This window comes from Chryseobacterium sp. II3a (genome assembly GCF_057815135.1).
In genome coordinates this window covers 159,434-185,167 of record NZ_JBYPZJ010000006.1, presented here as the reverse complement: position 1 = coordinate 185,167, position 25,734 = coordinate 159,434, and the positions used below count along the sequence as shown (strand labels likewise).

23 protein-coding genes are annotated in these 25,734 nt (G+C 36.0%); 4 read left to right on the top strand and 19 right to left on the bottom strand.

All coding sequences use genetic code 11. The features are described from left to right. Positions 1 to 45: 45 nt before the first annotated feature. Complete coding sequence (locus tag AC3HD6_RS15740) at positions 46 to 801, bottom strand: SDR family oxidoreductase (protein ID WP_488897194.1); 756 nt, start codon at positions 799 to 801, stop codon at positions 46 to 48. A gap of 691 nt (positions 802 to 1,492) precedes the next feature. Between AC3HD6_RS15740 and AC3HD6_RS15735 the strand changes: the two genes are divergently transcribed. Beyond that, positions 1,493 to 1,915, top strand: a complete 423-nt coding sequence (locus AC3HD6_RS15735; RefSeq protein WP_047420468.1) for a cold shock domain-containing protein — start codon at positions 1,493 to 1,495, stop codon at positions 1,913 to 1,915. Between the two features lie 195 nt (positions 1,916 to 2,110). Here the strand turns inward: AC3HD6_RS15735 and AC3HD6_RS15730 are convergent, their stop codons facing one another. The 7 genes from AC3HD6_RS15730 to queG form a co-directional block, all read right to left on the bottom strand. Continuing rightward, entirely contained in the window at positions 2,111 to 3,553 is a 1,443-nt protein-coding gene (locus tag AC3HD6_RS15730) for a TolC family protein (protein WP_488897193.1), read from the bottom strand. Next, positions 3,534 to 6,656, bottom strand: coding sequence for an efflux RND transporter permease subunit (locus AC3HD6_RS15725; protein WP_488897192.1), 3,123 nt, complete (start codon positions 6,654 to 6,656; stop codon positions 3,534 to 3,536). Before AC3HD6_RS15725 ends, AC3HD6_RS15730 begins: the two co-directional genes overlap by 20 nt. 28 nt (positions 6,657 to 6,684) lie before the next feature. Continuing rightward, complete coding sequence (locus AC3HD6_RS15720; RefSeq protein ID WP_488897191.1) at positions 6,685 to 7,773, bottom strand: efflux RND transporter periplasmic adaptor subunit; 1,089 nt, start codon at positions 7,771 to 7,773, stop codon at positions 6,685 to 6,687. 59 nt (positions 7,774 to 7,832) lie between these two features. Next, on the bottom strand, positions 7,833 to 8,165 hold the full coding sequence (locus tag AC3HD6_RS15715) for a hypothetical protein (protein WP_488897190.1): 333 nt from the start codon (positions 8,163 to 8,165) through the stop codon (positions 7,833 to 7,835). Between the two features lie 426 nt (positions 8,166 to 8,591). After that, the gene (locus AC3HD6_RS15710) at positions 8,592 to 9,044 is read right to left on the bottom strand and encodes an SRPBCC family protein (protein ID WP_488897189.1); all 453 of its coding nucleotides are present in this window, start codon (positions 9,042 to 9,044) and stop codon (positions 8,592 to 8,594) included. 92 nt (positions 9,045 to 9,136) lie between these two features. After that, positions 9,137 to 9,814, bottom strand: coding sequence for a TIGR02117 family protein (locus AC3HD6_RS15705; RefSeq protein ID WP_488897188.1), 678 nt, complete (start codon positions 9,812 to 9,814; stop codon positions 9,137 to 9,139). A gap of 366 nt (positions 9,815 to 10,180) precedes the next feature. Then, positions 10,181 to 11,119 (bottom strand): tRNA epoxyqueuosine(34) reductase QueG, encoded by a 939-nt coding sequence (queG, locus tag AC3HD6_RS15700; RefSeq protein ID WP_488897302.1) that lies wholly within the window; start codon positions 11,117 to 11,119, stop codon positions 10,181 to 10,183. A gap of 171 nt (positions 11,120 to 11,290) precedes the next feature. On the opposite strand from queG, the gene AC3HD6_RS15695 reads away from it, so the two are divergent. Both AC3HD6_RS15695 and AC3HD6_RS15690 read left to right on the top strand, forming a co-directional pair. Then, positions 11,291 to 11,590, top strand: a complete 300-nt coding sequence (locus tag AC3HD6_RS15695) for a rhodanese-like domain-containing protein (RefSeq protein WP_068941897.1) — start codon at positions 11,291 to 11,293, stop codon at positions 11,588 to 11,590. 27 nt (positions 11,591 to 11,617) lie between these two features. Continuing rightward, a complete protein-coding gene (locus tag AC3HD6_RS15690; protein ID WP_488897187.1) occupies positions 11,618 to 12,235 on the top strand; it encodes an HD domain-containing protein in 618 nt (205 codons plus the stop codon). 482 nt (positions 12,236 to 12,717) lie between these two features. On the opposite strand, the gene AC3HD6_RS15685 is transcribed toward AC3HD6_RS15690, so the two are convergent. The 10 genes from AC3HD6_RS15685 to AC3HD6_RS15640 all read right to left on the bottom strand — a co-directional run bounded on the left by AC3HD6_RS15685 (position 12,718) and on the right by AC3HD6_RS15640 (position 21,730). Beyond that, positions 12,718 to 13,494 carry an alpha/beta fold hydrolase gene (locus AC3HD6_RS15685; protein ID WP_488897186.1) on the bottom strand — a complete coding sequence of 259 codons (777 nt, stop codon included), beginning with the start codon at positions 13,492 to 13,494 and terminating at the stop codon, positions 12,718 to 12,720. A 36-nt stretch (positions 13,495 to 13,530) separates the two neighbouring features. Next, a complete protein-coding gene (locus AC3HD6_RS15680; protein WP_488897185.1) occupies positions 13,531 to 14,520 on the bottom strand; it encodes an NAD(P)H-dependent flavin oxidoreductase in 990 nt (329 codons plus the stop codon). 79 nt (positions 14,521 to 14,599) lie between these two features. Continuing rightward, the gene (locus AC3HD6_RS15675; protein ID WP_488897184.1) at positions 14,600 to 15,097 is read right to left on the bottom strand and encodes a hypothetical protein; all 498 of its coding nucleotides are present in this window, start codon (positions 15,095 to 15,097) and stop codon (positions 14,600 to 14,602) included. A gap of 147 nt (positions 15,098 to 15,244) precedes the next feature. Then, a complete protein-coding gene (locus AC3HD6_RS15670) occupies positions 15,245 to 16,612 on the bottom strand; it encodes a peptidylprolyl isomerase (RefSeq protein WP_488897183.1) in 1,368 nt (455 codons plus the stop codon). An 86-nt stretch (positions 16,613 to 16,698) separates the two neighbouring features. Further along, on the bottom strand, positions 16,699 to 17,622 hold the full coding sequence (locus AC3HD6_RS15665) for a PfkB family carbohydrate kinase (protein WP_068941885.1): 924 nt from the start codon (positions 17,620 to 17,622) through the stop codon (positions 16,699 to 16,701). 27 nt (positions 17,623 to 17,649) lie between these two features. Beyond that, positions 17,650 to 18,207, bottom strand: coding sequence for a gliding motility lipoprotein GldD (gene gldD / locus AC3HD6_RS15660; protein WP_488897182.1), 558 nt, complete (start codon positions 18,205 to 18,207; stop codon positions 17,650 to 17,652). A 44-nt stretch (positions 18,208 to 18,251) separates the two neighbouring features. Continuing rightward, entirely contained in the window at positions 18,252 to 19,286 is a 1,035-nt protein-coding gene (mutY, locus tag AC3HD6_RS15655; RefSeq protein WP_488897181.1) for an A/G-specific adenine glycosylase, read from the bottom strand. Positions 19,287 to 19,365: 79 nt separating this feature from the next. Then, a complete protein-coding gene (locus tag AC3HD6_RS15650) occupies positions 19,366 to 19,821 on the bottom strand; it encodes a hypothetical protein (protein ID WP_488897180.1) in 456 nt (151 codons plus the stop codon). Positions 19,822 to 19,898: 77 nt separating this feature from the next. Beyond that, positions 19,899 to 21,263, bottom strand: coding sequence for a DUF5458 family protein (locus AC3HD6_RS15645; protein WP_488897179.1), 1,365 nt, complete (start codon positions 21,261 to 21,263; stop codon positions 19,899 to 19,901). Positions 21,264 to 21,283: 20 nt separating this feature from the next. Further along, positions 21,284 to 21,730, bottom strand: coding sequence for a hypothetical protein (locus AC3HD6_RS15640; protein WP_488897178.1), 447 nt, complete (start codon positions 21,728 to 21,730; stop codon positions 21,284 to 21,286). 482 nt (positions 21,731 to 22,212) lie between these two features. On the opposite strand from AC3HD6_RS15640, the gene AC3HD6_RS15635 reads away from it, so the two are divergent. Then, a complete protein-coding gene (locus AC3HD6_RS15635) occupies positions 22,213 to 23,259 on the top strand; it encodes a hypothetical protein (protein WP_488897177.1) in 1,047 nt (348 codons plus the stop codon). A gap of 62 nt (positions 23,260 to 23,321) precedes the next feature. Here AC3HD6_RS15635 and AC3HD6_RS15630 read toward each other — a convergent pair whose 3' ends face one another. Then, positions 23,322 to 25,418 (bottom strand): M13 family metallopeptidase, encoded by a 2,097-nt coding sequence (locus AC3HD6_RS15630; protein WP_488897176.1) that lies wholly within the window; start codon positions 25,416 to 25,418, stop codon positions 23,322 to 23,324. Positions 25,419 to 25,734 lie beyond the last annotated feature (316 nt).

Sequence of the window (25,734 nt, the reverse complement as noted above, 5' to 3'; positions counted from 1 at the left end):
CTGAAAAATAACTTTCAGTGAGTTTTTTTTAAATAAGTTCTTCAATTATCTTGTTGTATACCCACCATTGGCAAAAATCGTTTGTCCTGTGATCCACCAACCGTCAGTGACTAAAAACTCTACCAATGGAGCAATATCCTTGATATCGGTAAGCCCACCCAATGCGGATGCTGATTTGTGGTAAGCTACTGCATCTTCTGTTTCCTGACCATAAAAGAAAGGAGTATCCATTGGGCCAGGCGCTACAGCCGTTACAGAAATTCCTCTGGCCCCAAATTCCTTAGAAGCAGCTCTTGTAAAATGCTCTACCGGTGCTTTTGCTCCTGCATATGTTGAATACAATCCTGTATAAGCTGCCAGTAATGAAGTCACAATTGTACAGATTTTACCGTGGTCATTTATTTTTTTACCAGCTTCCTGTAAAAAAAAGTAGGCCGATTTTGAGTTCACATTGAACATGGTATCATATTCAGCTTCCGTAGTCTCTGAAAATGGTTTTTTCAATACCATTCCTACAGTATTGATTGCAATGTCCACTCCGCCAAAACGGGAAATGGTTTCATCAAAAAATTTAGCGATATTATCTACTTTGGTAAGGTCTCCCTGAAATAAAAATGCTTCAGCGCCTAAAGCCTGAACTTCTGCCAGTGTTTTTTCACTTTCGGCTCTTGAACTTTCACTGTTATAGTGAATCGCCAGTTTTGCTCCTTTTGCAGCAAAATCTTTGCTTAGTAATCCGCCCAGGTTTTTACCACCTCCGGCTATTAAAACAACTTTTCCGTTTACATCTTGTGTTGACATTTTTTAAATTTTTAATTGTTGATGAAACAAAGATGAACAATATTGATGGTCTCAACATGGTGAATTTTTCGGAAATTTAAGATGAGCTTCCATTTTGAGCTTAAAAATATCATAAAATTTACATAAACATATTTTTCTCAATATCATATTATCTGCCAGAGAGATAGAGTTTAGATACGGTTTGAAACATTAAACAAATGCTTAACTTTTCCAGCTTAAGTGAATTTTAGGCACAGCATTTGATGCTTTCCCACCCGTATTAACACACACCATTTCATTCTTAATATATTTTTTTAAATCCTCAGCTTACTGGGGATTTTTTGTAAAAATCATCCAATATGTCTTTATCATTCTGGGAATAAGATTGTCCGGGCTGGTTTCAATAAAATCCATTTCTGATAATCAATCATTTAAAAACAGATTTATTCATTTTATTGTTGTATATTTGCATATTATTAGCCAAAGTCACTACTTTGTTTTCTGTGACGACTTAGAATATACGTATTCAGTCTTTGCTTTTTGAGCAGCCATATTTTTAACTTTTATTTTTCTACCCAGAACAATACTTGTCGGAATTTTAAAGCTCTGTATGATTAGGAAACCCCAACAGGAAACATCGACGGACTTTAAGGTCTAAGGCAGACCAGAGTGAACAATACAATTTATAGAAACTAAATACTAAAAATAATTTATGGCAGATTCTTTTTCTAAAAAGGAAAATTTCAAGAAAAAAATTCAAAAGCAAAAAGAAAAGGCGCTAAGACGCGAAGAACGTAAAACGAACAACAACAAAGGAGCGGAGGACGTATTCATGTATGTAGATGAATTCGGAAGATTAACTTCTACTCCACCAGAACAAAGACAGGAAGTAAACCTTGATGATATTCAATTAGGGGCTGCTCCTATTATTGAGGAAGATCCAAGAAAAACAGGGATCGTTACCTTCCTTAGTGAAAAAGGATATGGTTTCATCACTGAAGACAATTCTAAAGAAAACATTTTCTTCCACAATAATAACTGTGTAGAACCGGTAAAGAAAGGAAACAAAGTTTCTTTTGAAAAGGAAAAATCTCCAAAAGGATTTTCTGCAGTTGAGATTCAGATTGTTAAATAAGATCAATACATACTGCATTATATTGCAGATATATTTTTTTAAATTATACAGAAGAGACCGTCTTAAAGAGGGTCTCTTTTTTCATGTATACTATCCAAAAGCAAAAGAAGCTGCCTCTTACTGAGACAGCTTCTTTCTTCGTCGTAAAAATAAAAAATGGCCGGTTTACAAACCGAAAAAGTCATAAGATATTTGTTAATTCAATTTTCCGCCTAATGCTTTAAACAACAAAACATTATTTCTTGTATTCTGATGCTGAAACTGCAGCAGATCAAGCTCTGCTGTCAATTTACTTTTCTGTGAATTAATCAGTTCAAAATAATTTGCATATCCAGTCAGATAAAGATCATTGGAAACTTCAACTCCGCGATCCAGAAAACCTACTTCTTCTGATTTTAATTTTAAAACTTTCTCGTAGATCTTAGTCTGTTTCAAAATAGATTGAAGCTCATTGAATGCAGTGGTAATGCTCTTCTGATAATTTAAAAAAGCAATTTCCTGTTCTTTACTGGCTACTTTAAATTCATATTTCAGCTGCCCTTTATTAAAAACAGGAACCATTAATCCGCCCAAAAGCTGCCCTGCCAAGGAACTGGGTTTGAAAAATGTTTCCACAGAAAAGGAATTCATCCCGATTCCGGCTCCAAGGTCAATTTTAGGATAAAAAGCAGCTCTTGCCGCCTTTGCATCTGCCTGAGAAGCCTCCAGGACATAGTAATTGGCTGCTACATCCGGTCTTGAATGAATAACCGCTTCTACATTAATGGTTTTGTTTAAAACATCCATATTCGTAGGCATAAGTACTTTGCCACGTTTCACGTCTCCGCCATAACTTCCGGTTAAAGTGGTGATCGCTTGTTCAACAGTCACAATTTCTACCTTTATGTGCTCTATCTCTGCCAGCCAGTTATTATTCTGTGCTTTGAACTGCTGTACGGCAAGCTCGGTAGCTTTTCCCACTTCACGTTGTGCCAGGACAATTTCAAAGGCTCTCTGCTGAAGATTGTAGTTCTTCTGGTAAATGGCCAGACGATTATCTAAAGCAACCAACTGGTAATATAGATTGGCAATATCCGTGAAAAGCTCTACCTGAAGCAGTCTTAATCCTTCCGTAGAAGCCAGATATTTTTTCTGGGCAGCAATCTTCTTATTTTTCAGCTTACCCCAGGCATCAATTTCCCAGCTGCTTCTTGCACCTACCCAATAATTAGGGGTAAAGTCACGGTTGATCTTCTGCTCTTCCGTAATATTAGGTGAAAGATTGGTATCGTAATTTCCCACTCCTTCCATGGTATATTTTCCATAGCGGTTTCCGGCAACTTCTGCTCCTACTTCAAGAGAAGGCAAAAGATCCATTTTTGATCTCTGTAGAAAGCTATTGGCAATTTCTACTCTTTGCTGGGCAATCTGAAAATCAGGATTGGCCTGTACTACTTTATCAAAAAGCTCTAATAAATGAGCATCGGTAAAATAGGCTTTCAGATCAAATTGCTGAAATTCTCCTGAGCTGGCAGTTTTTGCCGGTATTTCCGGAAGTGTCTGAGCCTTTTTGATATCAGCCACCTTTGGAACAGCGCATGAAACCAAGCTTAAGGCCGCTATTCCGTATAATATATGTCTATGGTTTAATCTTTTCATCTTTCTTCTTATTTTCAAGTTTCGCAAAGAATATATACAGCCCCGGAATCACTACCAATCCGAAAATAGTTCCGATCAACATTCCTCCTGCTGCTGCCGTACCAATGGAACGGTTACCGATTGCTCCTGCTCCAGACGCAATACACAACGGAATAAGTCCTGCTACAAAAGCAAAGGAAGTCATCAGAATAGGTCTAAGACGTTGTCTGGCACCTTCAATAGCAGCCGGAACAATATCATATCCCTGCTTATTTCTGGCCACCGCAAATTCTACGATCAGAATGGCATTTTTTGCCAAAAGCCCAATCAGCATGACCAAAGCTACCTGCGCATAAATGTTATTATCCAATCCTGCCATTACCAAAGCAATATAAGACCCGAAGATTCCTGTTGGAAGGCTTAATAATACTGGCATTGGAAGAAGGAAGCTTTCATATTGAGCCGCTAATAGAAGATACACAAACAATAGACAAATCAGGAAAATATACACGGTTTGATTTCCTGATAAGATCTCTTCTCTTGTCATCCCTGACCATTCAATATCAAAACCTCTCGGAAGGGTCTCTTTGGCTACACGTTCTACCGCTGCAATGGCATCACCGGAGCTGTAACCATCTGCCGGCTCCCCATTAATCATAGCCGACATATACATATTATACCTGGTTAATACTTCTGGTCCATATACCTTTTCAATGGTAATAAATGTTGAAAAAGGAACCATTTCTCCTTTATCGTTTTTCAGATATAAATTCAGGATACTTTCAGGGGTATCTCTGTGTTCCGGACTTGCCTGAACCATCACTTTATACATCTGGCTGAAACGGATAAAATTGGTCGCATAATAAGATCCCAGCATGGTTTGTAAGGTAGACATCGCATTGTCTACAGAGATACCTTTCTTCGCTGCCATATCATAATCCACATTAATCATATATTGTGGGAAAGTGGCATCAAAGCTGGTAAAGTTGTTCTGCAGTTCAGGAGCTTCATTTAGCTTTTTGACAAAATTTTTGGTGATTTTATCGGTATTTTCAATGGTTCCTCCTGTCCTGTCCAGCATACGCAATTCAAAACCACTGGTATTACCAAATCCTGGAACGGTAGGTGGAGCAAAGATCTCAATCTGTGCATCGGCTATTCCTTTTGTTTTTTCAGAAAGCTCTGTAATCAGATCATTAACTGAAATGGATCTTTCTTTCCAATCTTTAAGGTTGATCATCGCCATTCCATAAGATGACCCTGCAATCTCTGTTACAATACTGTATCCAGCCAGGGTTGTTACGTTTTCCACTCCCTTTATTTTCTTTGCAATACCCGTTACTTCATCCAATACCTTTTCCATTCTTTCTACGGTTGCTCCCTGCGGAGTGGTAACACTTACATATACCATTCCCTGGTCTTCCATTGGAATAAATCCGGTTGGAAGGAATTTACTTGTGACAAAGGTTAATCCTATAAATAAGAACAATAAACCGAAAGTAACTGTGGTTCTTGTCGCAAATTTTGATAGAATCCCAACATAGCCATTAGTCAATCTTTCAAAGCCCGTATTGAAACTCTGGAAAGCCCTGTCAATAATGGTTTTCTTTTTATTGTGATCATGAGGTTTCAAAATAATGGCACACAATGCCGGAGTAAGCGTCAATGCATTCACCCCTGAAATCACAATACTGATGGCCAGCGTTAATGAAAACTGACGGTAAAAAACTCCCACCGGGCCATCCAAAAATGCCACGGGAATAAATACCGCAGACATTACAATCGTGATTGCTACTACTGCGCCTGCAATTTCTTTTGTAGCACTAATGGTAGCATCCATCGCGTTCATCCCTTCTTCCATCTTTACATGGACTGCTTCCACGACGACAATGGCATTATCCACCACAATTCCAATGGCCAATACCAAAGCGAATAATGTCAACAGGTTTACTGAGAAATCCATCATATTCATAAAGGCAAAGGTTCCAATCAATGCTACAGGAACCGCCAATACCGGAATTAACGTAGACCGCCAGTCCTGAAGGAAAATAAATACTACAATTCCTACCAGGATAAAAGCTTCAATTAAGGTTGTTAATACTGCACTGATAGAAGCATCAAGGAATCTGGAAACATCGTAGGCCATATTGAATTCCATTCCGGGTGGGAATGAAGTACCTTTTAGCTCTTCCATTTTAGCTTTTACACTTTCAATTACTTCGGAGGCATTGGATCCAGGTCGCTGTTTCATCATAATAGATGCAGAAGGTCTACCATCAGTTTTGGAAACCATTCCGTAGTTCATTGCTCCAAATTCTACCTTCGCAATATCCTTAAGCTTTAAAATTGTTCCATCTACATCAGATCTGATTGGAACTTCTTCATACTGCTTAGGCTCAAAGAATTTCCCTTTATACTTGATTACATACTGAAGCTGACTGGAGGTTTTTCCTGAAGTCTCTCCTACTTTTCCTGGTGCCGCTGAAATATTCTGCTTTTGTAATGATGTGATCACTTCATCAGCTGAAATAGTATAGGCTGCCATCTTCTGCGGATCAAGCCATACTCTCATGGAGTATTCTTTCTGCCCCATGATCTCCGCACGTCCTACTCCATCAATACGTTTAAGCTCCTGAAGAACGTTGATATCTGTAAAGTTATAAATGAACTGCTCATCCTGGCTAGGGTCTGTACTCGTAATGTTGAGGTACATCAGCATACTATTTACCTCCTTTTCAGTAGTTACTCCGGCACGGATTACTTCTTCGGGAAGCTCATCCAGGATGGTTGTTACCCTGTTCTGAACGTTTACTGCTGCTACATCAGGGTCTGTTCCTACTTCAAAGAAAACCTGGATCAAGGTAAGCCCGTCATTGGAAGTTACCGTTGACATGTACGTCATTCCCGGTACTCCATTAATAGCTCGTTCCAACGGAAGTGCTACTGCATTAGCTGATACTTCTGCGTTCGCTCCGGTATATTTTGCTGTTACCGTTACTGAAGGTGGTACAATATCCGGAAACTGGGTAATCGGCATCTTCAATAATGCCATAATTCCCAGCAATACAAATAATATGGAAATAACCAACGAAAGAACCTTTCGTCTTATAAACATCTCTACCATAATAAGTTGATTTAAAGATTATGAAAGGTTAATACTTCTTTTTAATTTTAATAATATCACCATCCTTTAGGGACTGAGTACCTTCATAAATGATTAAATCTCCTTTTTTAAGACCACTTTCCACCATATAAGAATCTCTCAATGTGCTTCCGATCTTAATGTTTGTCATTTTCACTTTATTCTGCTTATCTACTACAAAAACATAGGTTTTATCCTGAATAGAGAATGTAGATTTTTGAGGAATCAAAATAGCATTATCCTGATTCTCGGAAATAATAAGCTTCCCTGATGTACCATGCTTAATCAGGTGATCAGGGTTAGGGAAAAGAGCCTTATAACGGATAGATCCTGTAGTTCTGTCGATTTCTCCTTCAGCGGTCTTTAAGGCACCATTAAACTGATAATTCACACCGTTTGGCAGCGTTAATTCAATCTTCTGATGATTTCCGATTTTGTCATTGGCCAACAATTCAAAATATAGGTTTTCCGGGATCGAAAAGTAAGCATACACCTCATTAAGCTGGGATAAAGTGGTGAGTAATGTTCCGTTTTCAACTAAGCTTCCGTCTTTATGCGGAATAACGTCAATAACTCCATCAAAAGGGGCTGTGATCTTTGTAAAACTTACCTTCTGAAGTACAGCTCTTTTTTCAGCATCTGCAAAAGCATGTTTTGCCTGAGCGGACGAAAGCTTGGCTTTTACCAGTTCCAGTTCATTATTGGCTACAAATTTTTTAGCATGAAGGCTCTGGATCTGCTTAAGTTCGACCTCGGCAATACGAACATCAGCCTGAGTTTGTTTCAAAGCTGCATTAGCTTTCAAAAGTTCCATCTGTAGCTCGGCATCATTGATTTTGAATAAAGGCTGTCCCTGATGAACAAATTGTCCTTCATTCACATAAATATGCTGAATAATTCCACCGATTCTGGACCGCATCTCCACATTCTTTTTAGCCTGGATATCGGTCACAAACTGATTGCTCACTAAGGTATCTTTTTCCTTGATTTCCAGTACGGGAACTTCTTTTTCTTTTTGATTGTTCTTTTCCTTGTCTTTATTGCATGACACTGCGAATAATATTGCAAAGCTGCAAATTATTACATTTTTAAAATACATTTTCGAATGTTTAGGTTATAAAATTTTCGTTAAAATAATCTGAAATTCAATAACTTAAACTAGTATAATTGGAGGAGATGGAGAAAGGATTTCACTCCACAGATCGTGGAAACTGCAATCTCAGGAAGTATGATTTTTGGAGCAGCTTTCAAAACTGCTGAAAAATCTCCTGCCGCAGGATCATCCTTACGTATCGAATGTTTTACAATTTTAGACGCTGCAGGCAATGCATGCGTGTTCATATCTGCTTCTTCGTAAACATCCAGTAAATGGATATTGTTTACATGAGGAATATGAGGAATATTTTGCAGTGATTTCTCTGCCCAATTCGAATTGAAAAGGGTAAAAACCAGCATGATATAGAAATAGAAAAATGACCTCAGACTTGCCATGTCAACAGAATACTTAGTTTTTTAAGTAAAAACGATAGTGCTGCAAAAATAGGAAATTTTGATGAGTTTTCTTTCCTTTAATTGTTAAAAAAACTTAAACAATGCTGATAAAATCACGTTTTTTGATGATTGATGAGATTCTTCCTCCACCAGAGCAGCAAAGTTCTTATTTATTTTTCATCTCGCAGATTGATCAAATATAGCAGATAATAATTCTATACAATCCATGGGATCTGCGGGAAATAATATTGAGATTCTTCCTGTGTCAGAATGACAAAGACCATGTTTATTTTTTATCCCAATGATTGGGCTAATCCGGCTGATAACTAATATGTAAAATCTGCAAAATCTGTGGGATTTGCGAGAAATCATTTTGAGATTCTCCTTCATCAGAAGAACAGACAACAAACAGTATATTTAACTCTTTTAAAACAACCTGCTCAGAACTCTTAAGCGATAATCAAAAATGTATTCCAATTTCTTTTTCACAAATAAAGAATGTGCAAATTCTCCCAAGAATCCCATAGGAAGCTCATAATCTATAGTATCTTTCATCAATACACCTTCTTCGTTAGAAATGAACTCGTGGTGATGGTTCCACAGCTTGTAAGGTCCTTTTCTTTGGAAATCTATGAAACTTTTCTGAAAATCAACATGTATAATCTCAGTCTGCCATTTCATTTTAATTCCAAACAATGGAGAAACATAGTAATCAATGAGCATGCCTTCATAGATTTCGTCATCTTCCATTTCTGTAAGTACAGTGAAACCCATATCTTTCGGGGTGATTTCTGAAAGATTATTAGCTGAGGAAAAGAATTTCCAGGCAGTTTCTATATCACAGTTCAATTGTTGTTCACGGAAAAGCGTATGTTTCATCTTACTTCTTTTTAATAATATACTACATCAGAACAGGCTTCCTTGAATTATCTTTCTTCTTATTACAAAAATAAGAGAGAATAATTTCATGTTTATTTATAATGCTGGAAAATTCCAAAATCAGAAGGGGTCCAAAGGGCGGCCTTTTGTCCTGCAGCCTTCAATGCATCATTGCTCCAGGTATTGCAGGTATATAAGAAACTGTATGTTCCTCTGGCATCATAAAATGCGTCATTATCACCATATACCGCATTGGTAGGAATCAACATAAATTTTCCATTCTGATCTCTATCGAATTTATCTTCTACAAACTTGATTAAATTCTGATACTGGCTTCTGCTTATCATGATCATTTTACAATCTTCACCTTCTTTCATAGCATAATAATAAGTACAGTGCATGGCTGAATCGCTTAACCAAAAAGCGGCTTTCACTGCTGTTGAAAATTTCAGATCAGCCCAGGTTGGCGTATCCAGATAAAATCCTTTATCTCCCCATCCTATTCCGATATATCGGTAATCTGTTTTTTTGGATTTGGTATCTGCAAAGGGAATCATCAGGCTCCAGTCCTTCAGATCATTCTTTACGGGCATAACAATATCGGTGTGAACACCATTGGTATAAATGTAAATCGGAATATCTTTTTTCTCTCCATCATCTTTAGCTGAAACCGAAATAAATGGGATTAAAAGTCCCAGGAGAACATAAACAATAACAATTCCCAGAATGACTCCCAGAATTTTCAGCACGTAAATTAATATGGTTTTCACAGTCATGTTTTTGAATAAAATTTAATATATAATTTTTCGTAAAAGTATTTGTTTTAATCGAAAAAATGGCTATATTTAATTACGAAATATTCACAAATATGCGTAAAAATACCAAATCCCAGAAAAGATTTAAAGTAAGAGTAAAAACTGCTCCAAAAAGAATACAAAAAAAACGTTGATTTTCGGTGAGACTTTGATCTCCTGAGAATCAATTTTTCTTTTTAGGAAAGGCTTTTTAAACAGTTTATTCAGTTAAATCTATACCTCCTTAGCATTGAAAATCTAAGGAATGGTCGATTATCAGCTTTTGTTTGGAGTTTTAAAAATTCCCAAAGCAGGAATCATCACCAAATATTTAAGCAAAAATCAGTCTGAAGGCCGCTGTAAAAATTCAATATTTCTCTTCAGACCAGCAAATTTAGTCCTTTTCACGGGTGATTTCTTGAAGATCTCGGAGAAAATTTCCTGGGTAAGTTCTTTCCATTCTCCTTTTTTGAAATTCTTCAAAGCTTCATTGGGTTTGAATCTGCTCTGCTGATGAGGGGCAGAAAAACGATTCCAGGGGCATACATCCTGGCATATATCACAACCAAACATCCAGTCTTCCATTTTATTTTTGAAATGATCCGGAATATCATTTTTCAGTTCTATGGTAGCATAAGAAATGCATTTACTTCCGTCAATGATCTTTTCCGAAACGATGGCATCGGTAGGACAGGCATCGATACATTTTCTGCAGGTTCCGCAATGATCTGTGGTTTCATGATCAGCTATAAGTTCCAGATCACAAATGATTTCAGCCAAGAAATAAAAAGATCCGTTTTGCTTGGTAATCAGATTTGCATTTTTCCCCACCCATCCAATTCCTGATTTTCTGGCCCAGCTTCTCTCCAGTACCGGTGCAGAGTCTACAAACACCCTGAATCCGAATTCACCGATTTCCTCTTGCAATTCGGCGACCATTTCCCGAAGAATTTCTTTAATGACTTCATGGTAATCTTCGGCGTAAGCATATTTTGATATTTTAAAATTCTCCAGAATGGAGATCTTTTCTTCAGGAAAATAATTGTAGGAAAGTGAAATTACAGATTTGGAACCTTCTACCAGTAATCTGGGATCAAGCCTCTTATCGAAATGATTTTCCATATACTTCATTTCTCCATGGCAGTTGTTTTTCAACCATTGTTCAAGGCGTGGAGCATCTTCCTCTAAAAAATCTGCTTTAGATATACCACAACTCTGGAATCCAAAGCTTTTAGCCTTGGATTTTATCAGTTCGGAATATTTTTCAGCACCAGCGTTCATTAATTTCACACTGCAAAATTAAGATTATTTTATCAATCTTTAATTTTTGTCATCTTTATCCTCTATGTTCTTAATACCGCATTCTTTCTTAAATTTATACTTTCATTAAGATTTTTTTCAAAAAAAAATTACGTAATTTCGTCTATAATTTAATGTTTAAAACAAACAACTATGTCTTTAATAGAAGTAATACAATCTGGAAATTATGAATTGATCGATGTTCGTGAGCCTATGGAGCTTGAAATGGACGGAAATATAGATGGTGCTAAAAATATTCCACTGGGTGAAGTAGAAGACAGACAGGATGAAATCCTTTCTATTGAAAAGCCGGTAATCTTGTTCTGCAGAAGTGGAAACAGAAGTGGAAAAGCATTAGAATATCTAAACGCTCAAGGATTAAAGGACGGTCATAACGGCGGAGGCTGGGCTGAGCTAAAGGCTGTACTTGAAGCAAACAGAGGAACTTTTTAAAAGTTCCTTTTTTTATATCTTTTTATTATGAATCTAAAAGATCAATTTGAGCAGCTTTGTGCACCTTTTACCAAGGATACTGACCTAGTCAATATCCTATGGAAAGAGATTGAAACAAAGTATACCGAAAAAGGAAGATATTACCATAACCTATTTCATCTTGAAAATATGTTCAGGGAGCTTGATGCTGTAAAAAACTATATTACTGATGGTACTGCAGTTTCTTTTTCTGTTTTCTATCATGATATTTTTTATAATGCAAGCTCCAAATCCAATGAGGAAAAAAGTGCTGCAAAAGCTACTGAAAGACTTGCCGAGCTGGGTTTAGAGCAAAGTAATATCAAGACTATTTCGGATCAGATTCTGGCTACTAAACTTCATGAACAATCAGAAGATGAAGATACCAATTATCTTTTGGATGCAGATCTTTCCATTCTTGGGAAAGATTTTGAAACATATATGGATTATACCCATACAATAAGGAAAGAGTATTCTATCTATCCTGATCTGCTTTATAAACCCGGCCGAAAAAAGGTTCTTAAGCATTTTCTGGAACTCAACAGTATCTTTAAAACAGATTATTTTAAAGAGAAATATGAGAAACAGGCAAGATCAAATATTGCTGCTGAAATCCAAATATTATAATAAAAAAGAGATGCAAATTTGCATCTCTTCACACATTCATATCGAACAAATATTTAATGATTTGCATCATTAATTTTCGTACCTCTTACTAAAACCTTATTTTCAAAAATAGAAAATATAATATCTATTCACTGTGATAATCATTGTTTATTTATTGTAATTTCCAGGCTAAAATTAATACTATAACTACACATTAATGTTATCCTTTTTTTTAGAAAATCAATTATAATTTGTCTTATCTAATTGTTTATAAACTGGAAAATAATCGAACTATTATTCTCTTCAACTTAAATATTTTTAATTGTTTCGATTTCAATTTTAATACATATTGTACAATATCGTAGTCAATATGAAAGTTTAATAATACATAAACCTATATACCTATGGGGTATTTTTTTTAAACCATATAGGAATACACATCAGTAAAATGAAAAAAGCTATCCCAAATTGAGATAGCTTAATGTATTATTTCATCAAATTTATTAGAATTTGGAATTATTCCTGATAAATTCTATTGCTTTTGCCAATACCAGTTCTGGAACTTGCTTATGTGGTGTATGCCCAACTCCGGGGATAATATATTGCTCCGCACTTCCACTAACCTGAGTAACAGTTTTCTCCACCTGATCCAAAGTACCATATTCGTCGGCTTCTCCCTGAATAAACAGAAGCGGGCAGATAATATCTTTTAACAGGTACTCTATATTCCAGGATATGTAATCATCACGAGTCCATGTTTCTGTCCATGCTTTGAATAGCATTTCTACCTTATCTCCATGGTATTTCTGAAGTCGCTCCGGCAAGTTGGTAGTCTTATAAGCCTCCCAGGCATCATAAACCCCTTTTAAAGTCACTTCTTCCACAAAAATATGACCCGCTTCACAGATTACAGCATCTACTCTTTCCGGATATTTCGCTGCAGTAATTAAAGCAATGGTTCCTCCATCACTGTGTCCAAACAAAATAGTGTGGTCAATATTGAGTTGTACCAATAATTCATTTAACAGATCTGCTTCCAGCTCCATATAATTCATCGGCCTTATGTGTGTAGGCATAGAATTAGATTTTCCATATCCTAAACGGTCATAGACCAGAACATTGCATTGTACAGCTTCTGAAAGTTTGGCTGGAAAATCCCGCCAAAGCTGAACAGATCCAAGTGAATCATGCAAAAAGACAATGGTTGGTTTATTTTCGAACGAATTGTAATATTCTGTATATAGTTCTTTCCCTTTTACATCAATGATTCTTTCCTCCATCAATTCAAATTATAATATTATATCTCCTACAGCTTTTTAAAAAGAAGGCATTTTTGTTTCTTCAAATTCTTTTAATAAATGAGTAAAGACTGTTTCTACAGGAAGGATATCATGAATCAAAGCAGAAACCTGGCCTATTTCAAGCTCACCATCTTCCATATCACCTTCAAACATTCCGCGTTTTGCTCTGGCTCTCCCCAATGAAGCAACCAATGCTTCTTTATTTCTTCCAGCCTGGTAGATGTCTTCCAGTTCACTGAAGAATTTATTTTTTACCATCCTTACCGGAGCAAGTTCTTTTAACGTAAGATGAGTATCTCCTTCCTGGAGTTCTGTAATTTTCTTTTTCCAGTTTTCATGTGCACTTGCTTCTGTAGTAGCTGCAAAGCGGGAACCGATTTGTACACCGTCAGCTCCAAGAATCATGGCTGCCTTCATCTGAGAACCTAAGGCAATTCCTCCAGCTGCAATTAATGGTTTTGAGATATGTTGTCTAACGTTTGGAATAAGGCAGAATGTTGTAGTCTCATCTCTACCGTTGTGCCCCCCGGCTTCAAATCCTTCTGCTACTACTGCATCCACTCCTGCATCTTCACATTTTACTGCAAATTTGGTAGAAGAAACTACATGAGCGACCTTTATCCCTTCTTTTTGCAAGGTCTCTGTATATGTTTTCGGATTTCCGGCTGATGTAAAGACAATCTTTATGCCTTCTTCCATAATAATCTGAATGATTTCTTCAATATTAGGATACAACATCGGAACATTCACTCCAAAAGGCTTATCTGTAGCCTGTTTACACTTCTGAATGTTTTCTCTAAGGATATCAGGATACATACTTCCTGCTCCAATTAATCCTAGTCCACCACAATTGGAAACGGCTGATGCCAGTCTCCATCCGGAATGCCAGATCATTCCTGCCTGGATAATTGGATATTTGATATTAAAAAGTTCTGAAATTCTATTTTGGCTGGCCTGCATATCATGTAATTTTTTTGCTGAGTTGAAATCTATAAAATTGCTCATGTTGTAAAAATACTAAAAACAAAGATTGTCAAGCACCTATATCCATTAAAAAAATCACTACAAAAGCAACTAAATACCACTATTTCCTATACTGCTCCAGAGCTGTATCTATTAGAAAACTGATCTTAAAAAAATTCTGAACTAATTCGCCTATGTTTTCCTGTATTTTATCCATTTTTAAGTCAACCCAGCCCTGCATTAATGTCAATGGACCGTATTCGACATCTACATTAGGCCAATCTTTTTCATATTTCGCAAATTTATCTCTAAAATCTTGTGCAAATTTCCTGCTGGATAATGTATAATTCTTTAATTCTCTAAGTTTTAGAGCATGGATATTATAATACATCCTTTCTTCCTGAACCGTTTTATCATTGATCCATATTGAAAAGAAAATTCGGCCTAAAGACTCTAAGGGCGACGTCAGGTCTGAGGACCATTCCGGTTTATAAATTTTAAGAGCAACAGAGTCCATAACAATAGTAGCAGATAATTTTAACCCATTATTATCAAGTTTTTCCTGAAACTCTTTTGTTATCGCCGAGTGGAATTTATTCAGATAAAAATCGTAATCCATCTTTTCATTTTTGTAAAGTTATCAAATAATTACATCCACTGTACAGGTACTTAATATCTGTTTACAACTATCACAAGGAATTATTTTATTTATAATCATAACTTTTCAGGCACAAAAAAACCTTCAGAATTTCTGAAGGTTTTGATTTTATTTTTTGATTGATTCTTTCTTCCAGTTGGATTTGAAGTTACAGTTATCATAACGTCCGTCGATGGAGATGAAAGTAGTTGGCAACTTGGAGTTAACAAATTTCTCAACCATTTCGTTTTTCTTTTTATTGAGCGCCATCTGCTTGATTCTGCTAAAGTCTGTTTCCAGAGTGATCTGGTGTGAAGGAATGACATCATCAAGTTTAATGATTTTCACAGCTTTTCTTCTGTTATCTTCATCTTCAAAAGCAGTTGTAATATCTCCTTTGTTCAGACCAGCCAATTCATAGCTGATAGTTCCCGGGATACTTTCTCTTTCAATTTTATCAGAACCGTCGCCACCGGGAATGATACCTGCATTGAATTTAGTTCTTTTATCATCTGAGAACTTGAATGCTGCATCTTTAAATGTCATCTTTCCGTCTACAATTAAACCTCTGATGCTGTCTAATTTTGCTTTCGCCATTTTAAGTTCTTCATCAGTAGGAGTAGCTTTTAAAAGAATGTGTCTTGCATCATATACTTTACCTGATCTCTTCAATAACTGAATGATGTGATATCCGAATTCAGATTCAATAGGATCTGAGATTTCGTTTTCCTGAAGGTTTAATGCTGCAGCTTCGAAAGGCTTCACCATCTGTCCTTTGTTGATGTTTTTATATAATCCACCATTAGAAGCAGAACCTTCATCTTCAGAATAAATTCTCGCCTGGCTTTCAAATGTTTCCCCACCAAGAATATCCTGCTTGATCTTTTTCAGTCTGTTGATAAGATCTTGCTTGTGAGCTTCCGTTAAGGTAGGATACATCATGATCTGAGCTAAAGTAACTTCATCTTTTACCTGTGGAAGCTGAATTTTATACATATTATAAAAGTCAGTTACCTCATTTGGCGTAACGTCTGCTTTATCTGTAACTCTCTGATATTTTGCCTGTCCGTAATATTGATCCGTATCGATTTTCTCGATAGCGTTTTTCATTTCGTAAGAATTTCTGAATTTATAAGCCGCTAATAGTGATTTTTCATCCGGAAATTGAGAAAGCAACTGACGGTATTTTTGATTAGCCTGCTCTTTGATTGCAGCAGAACGGTTTTCAATTAACGTATCTTTTTTTGCTTCGTATACAAGAAGTTTGTTGTTGATAAGGCTTTCAAGGAACTCACATTTATCTGTGTTGCTGGCTCCCTGTTGTTTCCCATAATTCATCTGCTCCGTAACATCTGATTCTAAAACAATTTCATTTCCGATCACAGCAGCAATACCATCCACTAAATCTCCTGGTTTAAGCTGGGCTTTCATCATATTAGAAGAAAATATCATGATGAAAATCCCAAGAAGATAAGTGATTTTTAGTTTATTTGTCATTTTACTATTTTAACAAGTTGCAAATTTAGAATTCTTAACGAAATTCACTCAATTTTTTATTATAAATATTTCTTAAAAAGACTTATTTACTGCAGTTCAACATCAAATGTCGTCAATTCTTTAAATTGTCTCAATCTGCCAAACATATCTGATTCGTTTACTTCTTCTATTCTTTGTGTTCCGAATTTTTCTACAGTGAAAGAAGCCATTGCAGATCCTACGATTAAAGCAGACTTCATTGTATCAAAATCAATTTTACCTTTTTTAGCAAGGTAAGCGGCAAAACCACCTGCGAAAGTATCTCCAGCACCGGTTGGGTCAAAAACATCTTCTAATGGAAGTGCAGGGATTGCAAATACTTTATTGTCATGGAAAAGTAAAGCTCCGTGCTCTCCTTTTTTGATGATTACATATTCAGGTCCCATTGTGTGGATCTTCTTAGCAGCTTTTACCAGAGAATACTCTCCTGAAAGTTGTCTTGCTTCTTCATCGTTGATGGTAATTACATCAGTTTTAGCAATCATATCCATCAAAATATCCCACGCACAATCCATCCAGAAATTCATGGTATCAAGAATCACAAGCTTAGGACGGTTGTTCATTTTTTCCAATACAGATAATTGAACTCCAGGGTGTAGGTTACCAAGTAATAAAATTTCAGCATCCTGCATTGAATCCGGGATTTTCGGGTCAAAGTTCTCCAATACGTTTACTTCAGTAGCTAAAGTATCTCTGGTATTAAGGTCATTGTGATATTTTCCTGACCAAAAGAATGTTTTTCCTTCTTTTACGATTTCAATTCCTTCGATATTTACATCTCTGTTTGTAAACATATCAAGGTGTTCCTGTGGAAAGTCTCCTCCTACTACAGAAACAATACCGGATTTAACGCCTAAAATAGATGAAGTGATCCCAATATAAGTAGCAGCTCCGCCTAAAATTTTGTCCGTTTTACCAAATGGTGTTTCAATTGCATCAAATGCAACACTTCCTACAACTAAAAGTTTCATATATTTTTCAATGTATATTAAAAGTAATTATTTTTTCCATTCAAAAGAGTCCAGCAGGTGTTTCATATCATTTTTGATATAGTTCACTGCAGGAGCCAAAGAGTCCGGTTTCGGTCTCGTATTAAAGTATAAGTAACCAGTCACGAAGTGCTTCGTGCTGTCTGTAATGTAAAATTGAAGATTGGAAGCGCTCTGCCCTTTCAGTTCATAAAAATTCCCGTAAACTTTCTTTTCAGGGTATTCAAAGGATTTTGTATCTATGGAACTGGCTTTAATGGTATGTTCATATACCATTTTTTCAGCTTCTTTGATATGTTCTGCAAAGTCGTTCTGTATCGGATAATAGGTTACAAAAACCTTTGCTTTCATTTGAGGGTAGTTCAGATAATACCAGCACGGTTTTTTCGCTGCGGTAATATTAGCAAAATCCGAATACTCGAAAGTATAGGCACAGTTGTTTTCAAACTTTTGATATTTCGGAGCCGGATATTCCAGACGCAGTTCTCCGTACGGTTTCGGAACCGGGTCTTTTCCACATGAAATTAAAAACAGTGATACAAAAATAAAAATGACTTTTTTAATCATTTTGCAAAAGTACAAATTAGATTTCAGATTTCGGAAGACAAATTTCAGTCTTTCAATGAGTTTTGAATGTAATTTTCCAGAGGCTTCGGAAAGGATTTTTCATGAGACCCCTCAACATCGGTAATCTGGTATTGATTTTCAGTCATAAAACTATTCCAGATATCTTCTGAAGGTACCTCAACCTTAAATATTTCAATGCTTAAATTCTTGTGTGTCAGCTTATGATTAACGGTCTTCGAGCCTGTAATAAAGGTTTCCATTTCATCAGAAATAGAAGTTGGAAATTCAAATAATTTTTTCCAGATAAAGTCATCTTTTCTCTGACGGATAAGAAATTTACCATTTCTCTGAACAAAATAATAGGTTAAAGCAAGATCTTCAGCCTTTACTTTTTTTGTTTTAACAGGGTAATCTGAAATTTTTTGTAAAGAAAAAGCAAGACAGTCTTCATTTATCGGACATTCACCACATAATGGATTTTTAGGTTTACAGATTTCTGAGCCAATATCCATCATCGCCTGATTAAAATCTCCAACATTATCCGGCATTATCAAAGTTGCCAGCTCTGAAAAATAAGTAAAAGCCCTCGAATTTGAAATATCAAAATCGTCTGCAAAGAAACGACTGAGAACCCGGTAAAAATTACCATCAACGGCTGGCATTTTTCCATTAAAACAAATACTTGAAATAGCTGCAGCCGTATATTTACCAATTCCTTTCAGCTTTAAAATTTCTTCGTACTGATTGGGAAATATACCATCGTAATCATTCATAATCTGCTGAGCAGCTTTATGAATATTAATCGCTCTTGAATAATATCCTAAGCCTTTCCAATAAAGTAAAACTTCATTTTCTTCAGCTTCAGCCAAAGTTTTTACATCTGGAAATCTTTTAATGAAATTATTATAATGATTAAGCCCCTGATTAATTCTTGTCTGCTGAAATACAATTTCACAGATCCAGATTTTATAAGGATCTTTTGTCTGTCTGAAAGGCAGATCCCTTGCATTATTGCGATACCATTCCAAAAGCCTGTTTCCTACATGAAGAAACTCTGAAGCTGTATTATTCTTTTCCAAAAACCAATCAATTTAAGTCGCTGAAGAGGTTCTATCTCTTCGCCCTGCATTATTTCAGAAACGCAAAGATAGGTTTATTTTATTTTTTCTTCACAGAATATACAGACGCACCTCTTAACCATTGGTATTTGAGGTTTCTGTCTTTCGCAATAAAACGATACCCATTCAATTTTTTCAGATATAAGTACATAGAATCTTCTTTAAGTTTTATCTTGTGAGGAGATAAAAACATCATTGGCATTTCCAACGTGGAATCTCTTACTGTTTTTACAATTCTCCCTGATTTTACTTTATAAAGGAAAAACGGTTTTCCACGCCCCTTTGAACTGTCTGCCAGTTTTACTTCCGAGCTTGCTAACACCAGTTCACTGCCATCAAAGCATTCTTCTGGACTCATGATATAAGCTTTTCCTTCCTGACGTTCGTCAGCAAAAAGATCTTCCTCATATTGGTCAGGGCTCTGATATTTTTTTTCACAGCTTATCAAAAATACCATCAGGGCGAGTGGCAGGCCAATGGCAAGTTTAATATTCATTTTAATATTCATAGGTATTGGTAGAAAAAAACCGATGTAAAAAATGCATCGGTTTTTATATTTAAAATAAGGTATTATTATTCCTGAGTGTATTGTGCATCCCATTCGTTACCATCATCTCCTTTATGTCCGTCTAGTTTAATAACGAAACTTTTTGTAGGGAAATAAGGCGTCATACGAATATCCAGCCATACTCTGTCTTTGTTTACTCTATCCTGTTCGAAACGAACAATCTTAAATTTCTCGATCAATTTGTCCGGTCCTTTGATGTTATCAAGGAAGGTTACGATTTGTCTTCTTAAATCATCTTCGTTTTTAGCATTCCAGTTTTCGAAGGCTCTTCTGTTCAGGAAATCTAATAATACTTTAGTTACATAGTCGAATACACGAACTACTGAATACGTCTGAAGACCGATGTTGTCTCCTGTAAATAATGTCTTCGCAGAGAAAGCCATAATTTTACCATATTCGTTAACCATTGGTACAAGACCCATTTTTTCCAACTGAGAAATTTCACTTTTCTTCAATTCGAATTTTACAGCGTCTACTTCGTTGATATTACCGTGTTTCTTACCTGCCGCTACCTGAGACATTAATGTCTTGTGGATTTTACCTGCTAATGAAGTGGATGGTGGAAGTTCTACGTTTTCTTCTTCTCCTACTTCTTCAGCTTTTCCACGTCCTACTAGCCAGTTACACGTCATGATCACGTTACTTCTGTGAAGTTCTCCACCTGTAAGGTTGGCAGAATGGAATAAGTCTACAACGTCATCCGGTTTATCAAGGTTAGCAAAGTCTGTAACCATCATCACTTTGTTCTCGTTACAGATTTTAGCCCACTTTTCAACAACTTTATTAGATCCTAAGTATCCAGGAATAGCAAGAAGTGAGTAATTATCTCTAAGGTCTAAACGGTCGTAGTAATTTTTGAATTCTTCAGCAATGGCATCAATGAATAAAGGATTATCTAAGTCTGAAACCTGATCAAGGCTTGCATTCACAATACTTACGTTATCCACTTTATCCAATTCTGTATTTTTATAGAATTGAGCTACGGTTCTGTAGTTGGTTTCTAACATACGAACTGCATCCAGTGTATTTTTCAGATTTTTCTTTAAGTTCTGATCAGCCTGTTGTGCTTTGGTTTTGCATGTATCTGCCATTTTATCAGCAGATTCACTACCTTCCAAAAGGTTTACCCAAAGGTTAATCTTTTGAAGAAGTTCTTTTCTTTCTTCTGATTTATTGTTATCGTTAAGGAAGATTTCTTTCCTAGCTTTTCTTGTTGGGTTCATATTGGCGATACCGTCTACAACGGATTCAACAAAGCCAAAACCTCCCAATTTATTGAGCTCTGCAAGCGGGTTGCCCTTTGGCTGCCCCGAGTGCTGCTGCTGTTGTCCCTGCTGCTGGCTTTCTTGCGCCTGTAATTTGCTATCCATGATTTAATGTAAGTCTTTAATTATTTTTCAAGTTCTTGTGCTACTTCTTTCAATACTTCGATGAACGCCGCTCTTGTCTGGTCGTTCTCCAGCATATTACGAAGAATTTTATTGGTTTTCAACTGACGTACAATTTTGTTGTACTGCTCCTGTTCCATGCTCAGCTGCTGAAGATAGTCAGATTTCTGAGTAAGGCTTTTAGGAGTAAAGTCTCCAAGATTTTGAAAACGGAATTCTTCGTCAACCAATCCTCCGTCTTCTGTTTCATGCTGTACTGCTACAGAAGGTTGAAAGTGTCTGAACACATCTTCCACAGTTTTTAATCCTGTTACAATTTCAGGGTTATAAGATTCTTCTGTTGTAAGCTGGCTTACTATCAGTGATTTATTTTCCTGTATTTCCTGAATAGCTTCATTAGCGTCTACTTTTACTTCGTTTCCGCCAACACCATAATTAAACATTGCCATATTATTATTATTTTGAGATTTACTATTTTGGTTTGGATCTGTCTTTTAGTAATTTACAGATAAATCAAATAAATTACGAATCCAAAGTTTAAATTTAAAAAAAAACTGTAACATACAAAATTTTTCTTAAATTATTTAATTTCCCCTACATTTATTCAACATAAAATCAACATTTTACAATGTCACTAAGCTATGAAAAAATAAATAAACTTAAGCGGGTCAGAATTAGAAATTAATATTATTTGGTCAGAGGATAGAAAAGGAGAATAGAAGTTACACATATCAACGCTTAAAATCTTGATATGTATAGAAAAAAGGTCATTAGAAATGTCTTAAGTTCTGTTTTAATTTCAATAACTGTCTTTTTCCGGGTCCTGACATCATTAAAAAACGAAATACCTTATGCTGAACTTATATTAAAATAAGAACTTCTGCAACCTGAGGAAGAAATTTTCTTTATATTTAAATCAAGAAAACAGAATATGAAAGATGTAAAGATTGCATTCAGAAAACCCATATATCCTGTTTCAGAAGCATTAGAACAGTATTTGGAAAAGCATAACAGAACTACCAAAATTAAATTTCTGTATGAGGATTTATTACGATTCACAGATAGTGTAAATATTCTGGACAAAGAGGGCAAAGATACTTTATGGCTCGGTGTAATGTATCCTGAATACGAGTTTAAAGAAATAGAGGCTAATTTAAATAAAATTTATACCCTTCTTCATTCTGATGGTGATGAAGCTACTTTACCTTATCTGACGGTGGATACAATCGACTTCTGTACTTTCGGCAATTCTAAACCTTTTCGAATTCGGGTAAGAAATATTCTGAATGATAATTACACTAATTTTTATATTAAACAGGCAGATGCTTCCCGAATATACGGACTGGAACTAGAAGATCTGCTTTCCCCCAACCGAATTAATTTCCTGATTTATAAAAACACTTTGATAGAAGAACATATCTTAGGAATTCCCGGTGATGTGTTTATTCAGAAACATTTACCTCAGTGTACAGAGTTGGAAAAGGCGCAGATTTCTAAGGAATTTGTAAAATTCAATGAACGTTGTCTCATTGGCTTACTCGGTGATATGCGTTCTTATAATTATGTGGTCATTCCCATACACGACTTTGATCAGGTTATCTATAGAATTCGCCCCATCGATTTTGACCAGCAAAGCTATGAAGGGAATCTGAAGGTTTATCTTCCCCAGTATTTCAAAGAAAATAACTTGATGGTCACTATGGTATTGGAAAAACTAAAGCCAAATTCTATAGAACAGTATCGTAAAGAGGTGCGTTCACAAATTGTAAAAAGAGTCACCAGCAGCAAAAACAGGTTTGATGAACTTATTTCTATTATGAAAAAGGAAAATATTGCACCGGAAGCTCATATTACAGAACTCAAAACAGCTTTGCAAAAGCTTACCTATGATGTCAATTTCAAATATTGCAAAACGATGGGAGATATTATAGAAACCGGAATAAAATTCGTTATCCGGAATTATAAAAAAGCATATTAAGAAAGAATCCGCCTCATATTCGAGACGGATTCTTTCTTTTCTAACAATTCTTTTGGTATTTCTTACCAAATTTTTATTCTGTCCTCAGGAGTTTTATACATTTTATCGCCTGGTTTGATATCAAATGCCTTGATAAAAGAATCCTGGTTCACCAAAGGCCCGAATGCTCTGTACATTCCCGGAGAGTGCGGATCTGTTTTCACCTGGTTAATCATATATTCATTGGTTGCTTTTGTTCTCCAAACGGTAGCCCAACTCATAAAGAATCTCTGATCCTGAGTGAATCCACTGATTTTCCCTGGATTTCCTTTATCTTTAAGATACATTTGAAGAGCATCATAAGCTACTGCTACTCCACCTAAGTCACCAATATTTTCTCCACTTGTAAATTTACCGTTCACAAAGCTTCCTTTTACAGGTTCATAAGCACTGTACTGAGCTGCTAACTGAGCCACTTTTGCGTCAAAATTCTTACGATCAGCATCCGTCCACCAATTGTTAAGGTTTCCATCACCATCGAAACGGGAACCACTATCATCAAAGCCATGAGAAATCTCATGACCGATTACAGCTCCGATTCCACCGAAGTTTACGGCGGCATCTGCTTTAGGATTGTAGAAAGGGGGTTGAAGAATGGCTGCCGGGAATACGATCTCGTTGTTTGATCCGCTATAGTAAGCATTTACTGTTTGCGGAGACATTCCCCATTCTGTTTTATCCACGGGCTTTCCTACTTTATCTAAGTTTCTTTGATATTGCCAAGCTGATACATTTTGTAAGTTAGCATATAATGATCCTCCTTGTTTTGGAGATTCTACTTTTAATTGGCTATAATCTTTCCATTTATCCGGGTAAGCAATCTTTACTGTGAACTTGGATAGTTTTTCCTGAGCTTTTACTTTTGTTTCTGGAGACATCCAGTCGATGTTCGCAATATGGGCTTTGAATGATTTTAAAAGATAATCAATATAAGTTTCCATCTGCTGTTTTGCTTCTGGAGTAAAGTATTTCTCTACATATAATTTCCCGAATGCTTCTCCAAGAACACCATTCACAAGCGTTAAACCTCTTTTGTTCATAGGACGTTGCTCTTTTTGCCCTTGTAGATCTTTTGCATAGAAATCAAATCTGATCTGCTCAAGATTTTCGTCTAGGTTACTTGCATTACCATTAATCAGGTGATATTTCAGGTAGTCTTTCAATAAAGGTAAGTTTTTCTGCGTGATAAACTGATCCATATTCTGGTAGTATTTCAGTTCTCCGATGATTACTCTGTCTGTATTTACTCCTGCATCTTTAAGATATTTTGCAAGATCAACGTTTTTCACTACTCCAGATAATTCAGAAACATTTTTAGGATTGTATCTTAGATTAGCATCTCTGTTCTGCTCCAATGTCAGTAAATAGTTGGCCAGCTGCTTTTCAAAATCCACTACATTCTGTGCCGCCTGAGCAGCGTTTTTATAGCCTAAAACACCGAATAGTTTTCCAACATAAGCCTGATATTGTCCTAATGTTTTAGTATTAGCTTCGTTTACTTTCTGATAGTAATCTCTTCCTAAACCAAGATCCGGACCACCAAGATATACAGCGTTCATTTTGGAGTTTTTCATATCAGCTCCGGCTCTCCATCCGTAAAAGGAGTTATCTCCTATTTTTGTAGCTTCTAAAAGGTATTTCTGAAACTCATTAAGATTTTTAATGGCATCAATTTTTGCAAGATCTGCTTTGATAGGATTTAATCCGTCTGCATTTCTTTTCGCTGTATCCATAAAAGATGCATAAAGGCTCTGGATTTTCTGTCCTTCAGAACCTGCCGTATAGTTTTCGGAAAGGATTTTATTCAAAATATCCAATGAAGCATCATCTACATTTTCTCTCAAAGCATTGAAAGAGCCCCAATTGGCTTTATCTGAAGGAATCTGAGTAGTTTTCACCCAATTTCCGTTCACATAGCTAAAAAAGTCATCCTGTGGACGAACACCTTTATCCATATAAGATAAATTGATTCCTTCCTCTTTTACTTCTTCTTTTGCCGGTGTTGCAACTTTTGCAGCAGCCTCTGTTTTTGTCTCTGTCCCTGCAGTTTTTGCTGCACCACACGAATTTAGCAATACAATACCTGAGAAGGCAAGTATACCAATATTTAGCTTTTTCATTGAAGATAATTTTTGATTATACACAAACTTATCAAATATACAAAGTTTAATGGTAAGTGATGAAGGATAATTGCTAATTGATAAGAATAATAGTGAGTTTTGAGGTTTAAAATTTAAGGGTAAGGGTTAATGGGTTCATTATTTTAATTTTGTATAGGGTTGTTGTATGTGTGTGAATGAACCACCCCGTCAAAAATTCAAAGAATTTTTGACACCCCTCCGGAGGATGGGAATGATGGTAGTCATTCCTTATTGATTTTTGGTTAAAATAGTTCGTATGTGCCGCCCTATTACCTATTACCTATTACCTATTACC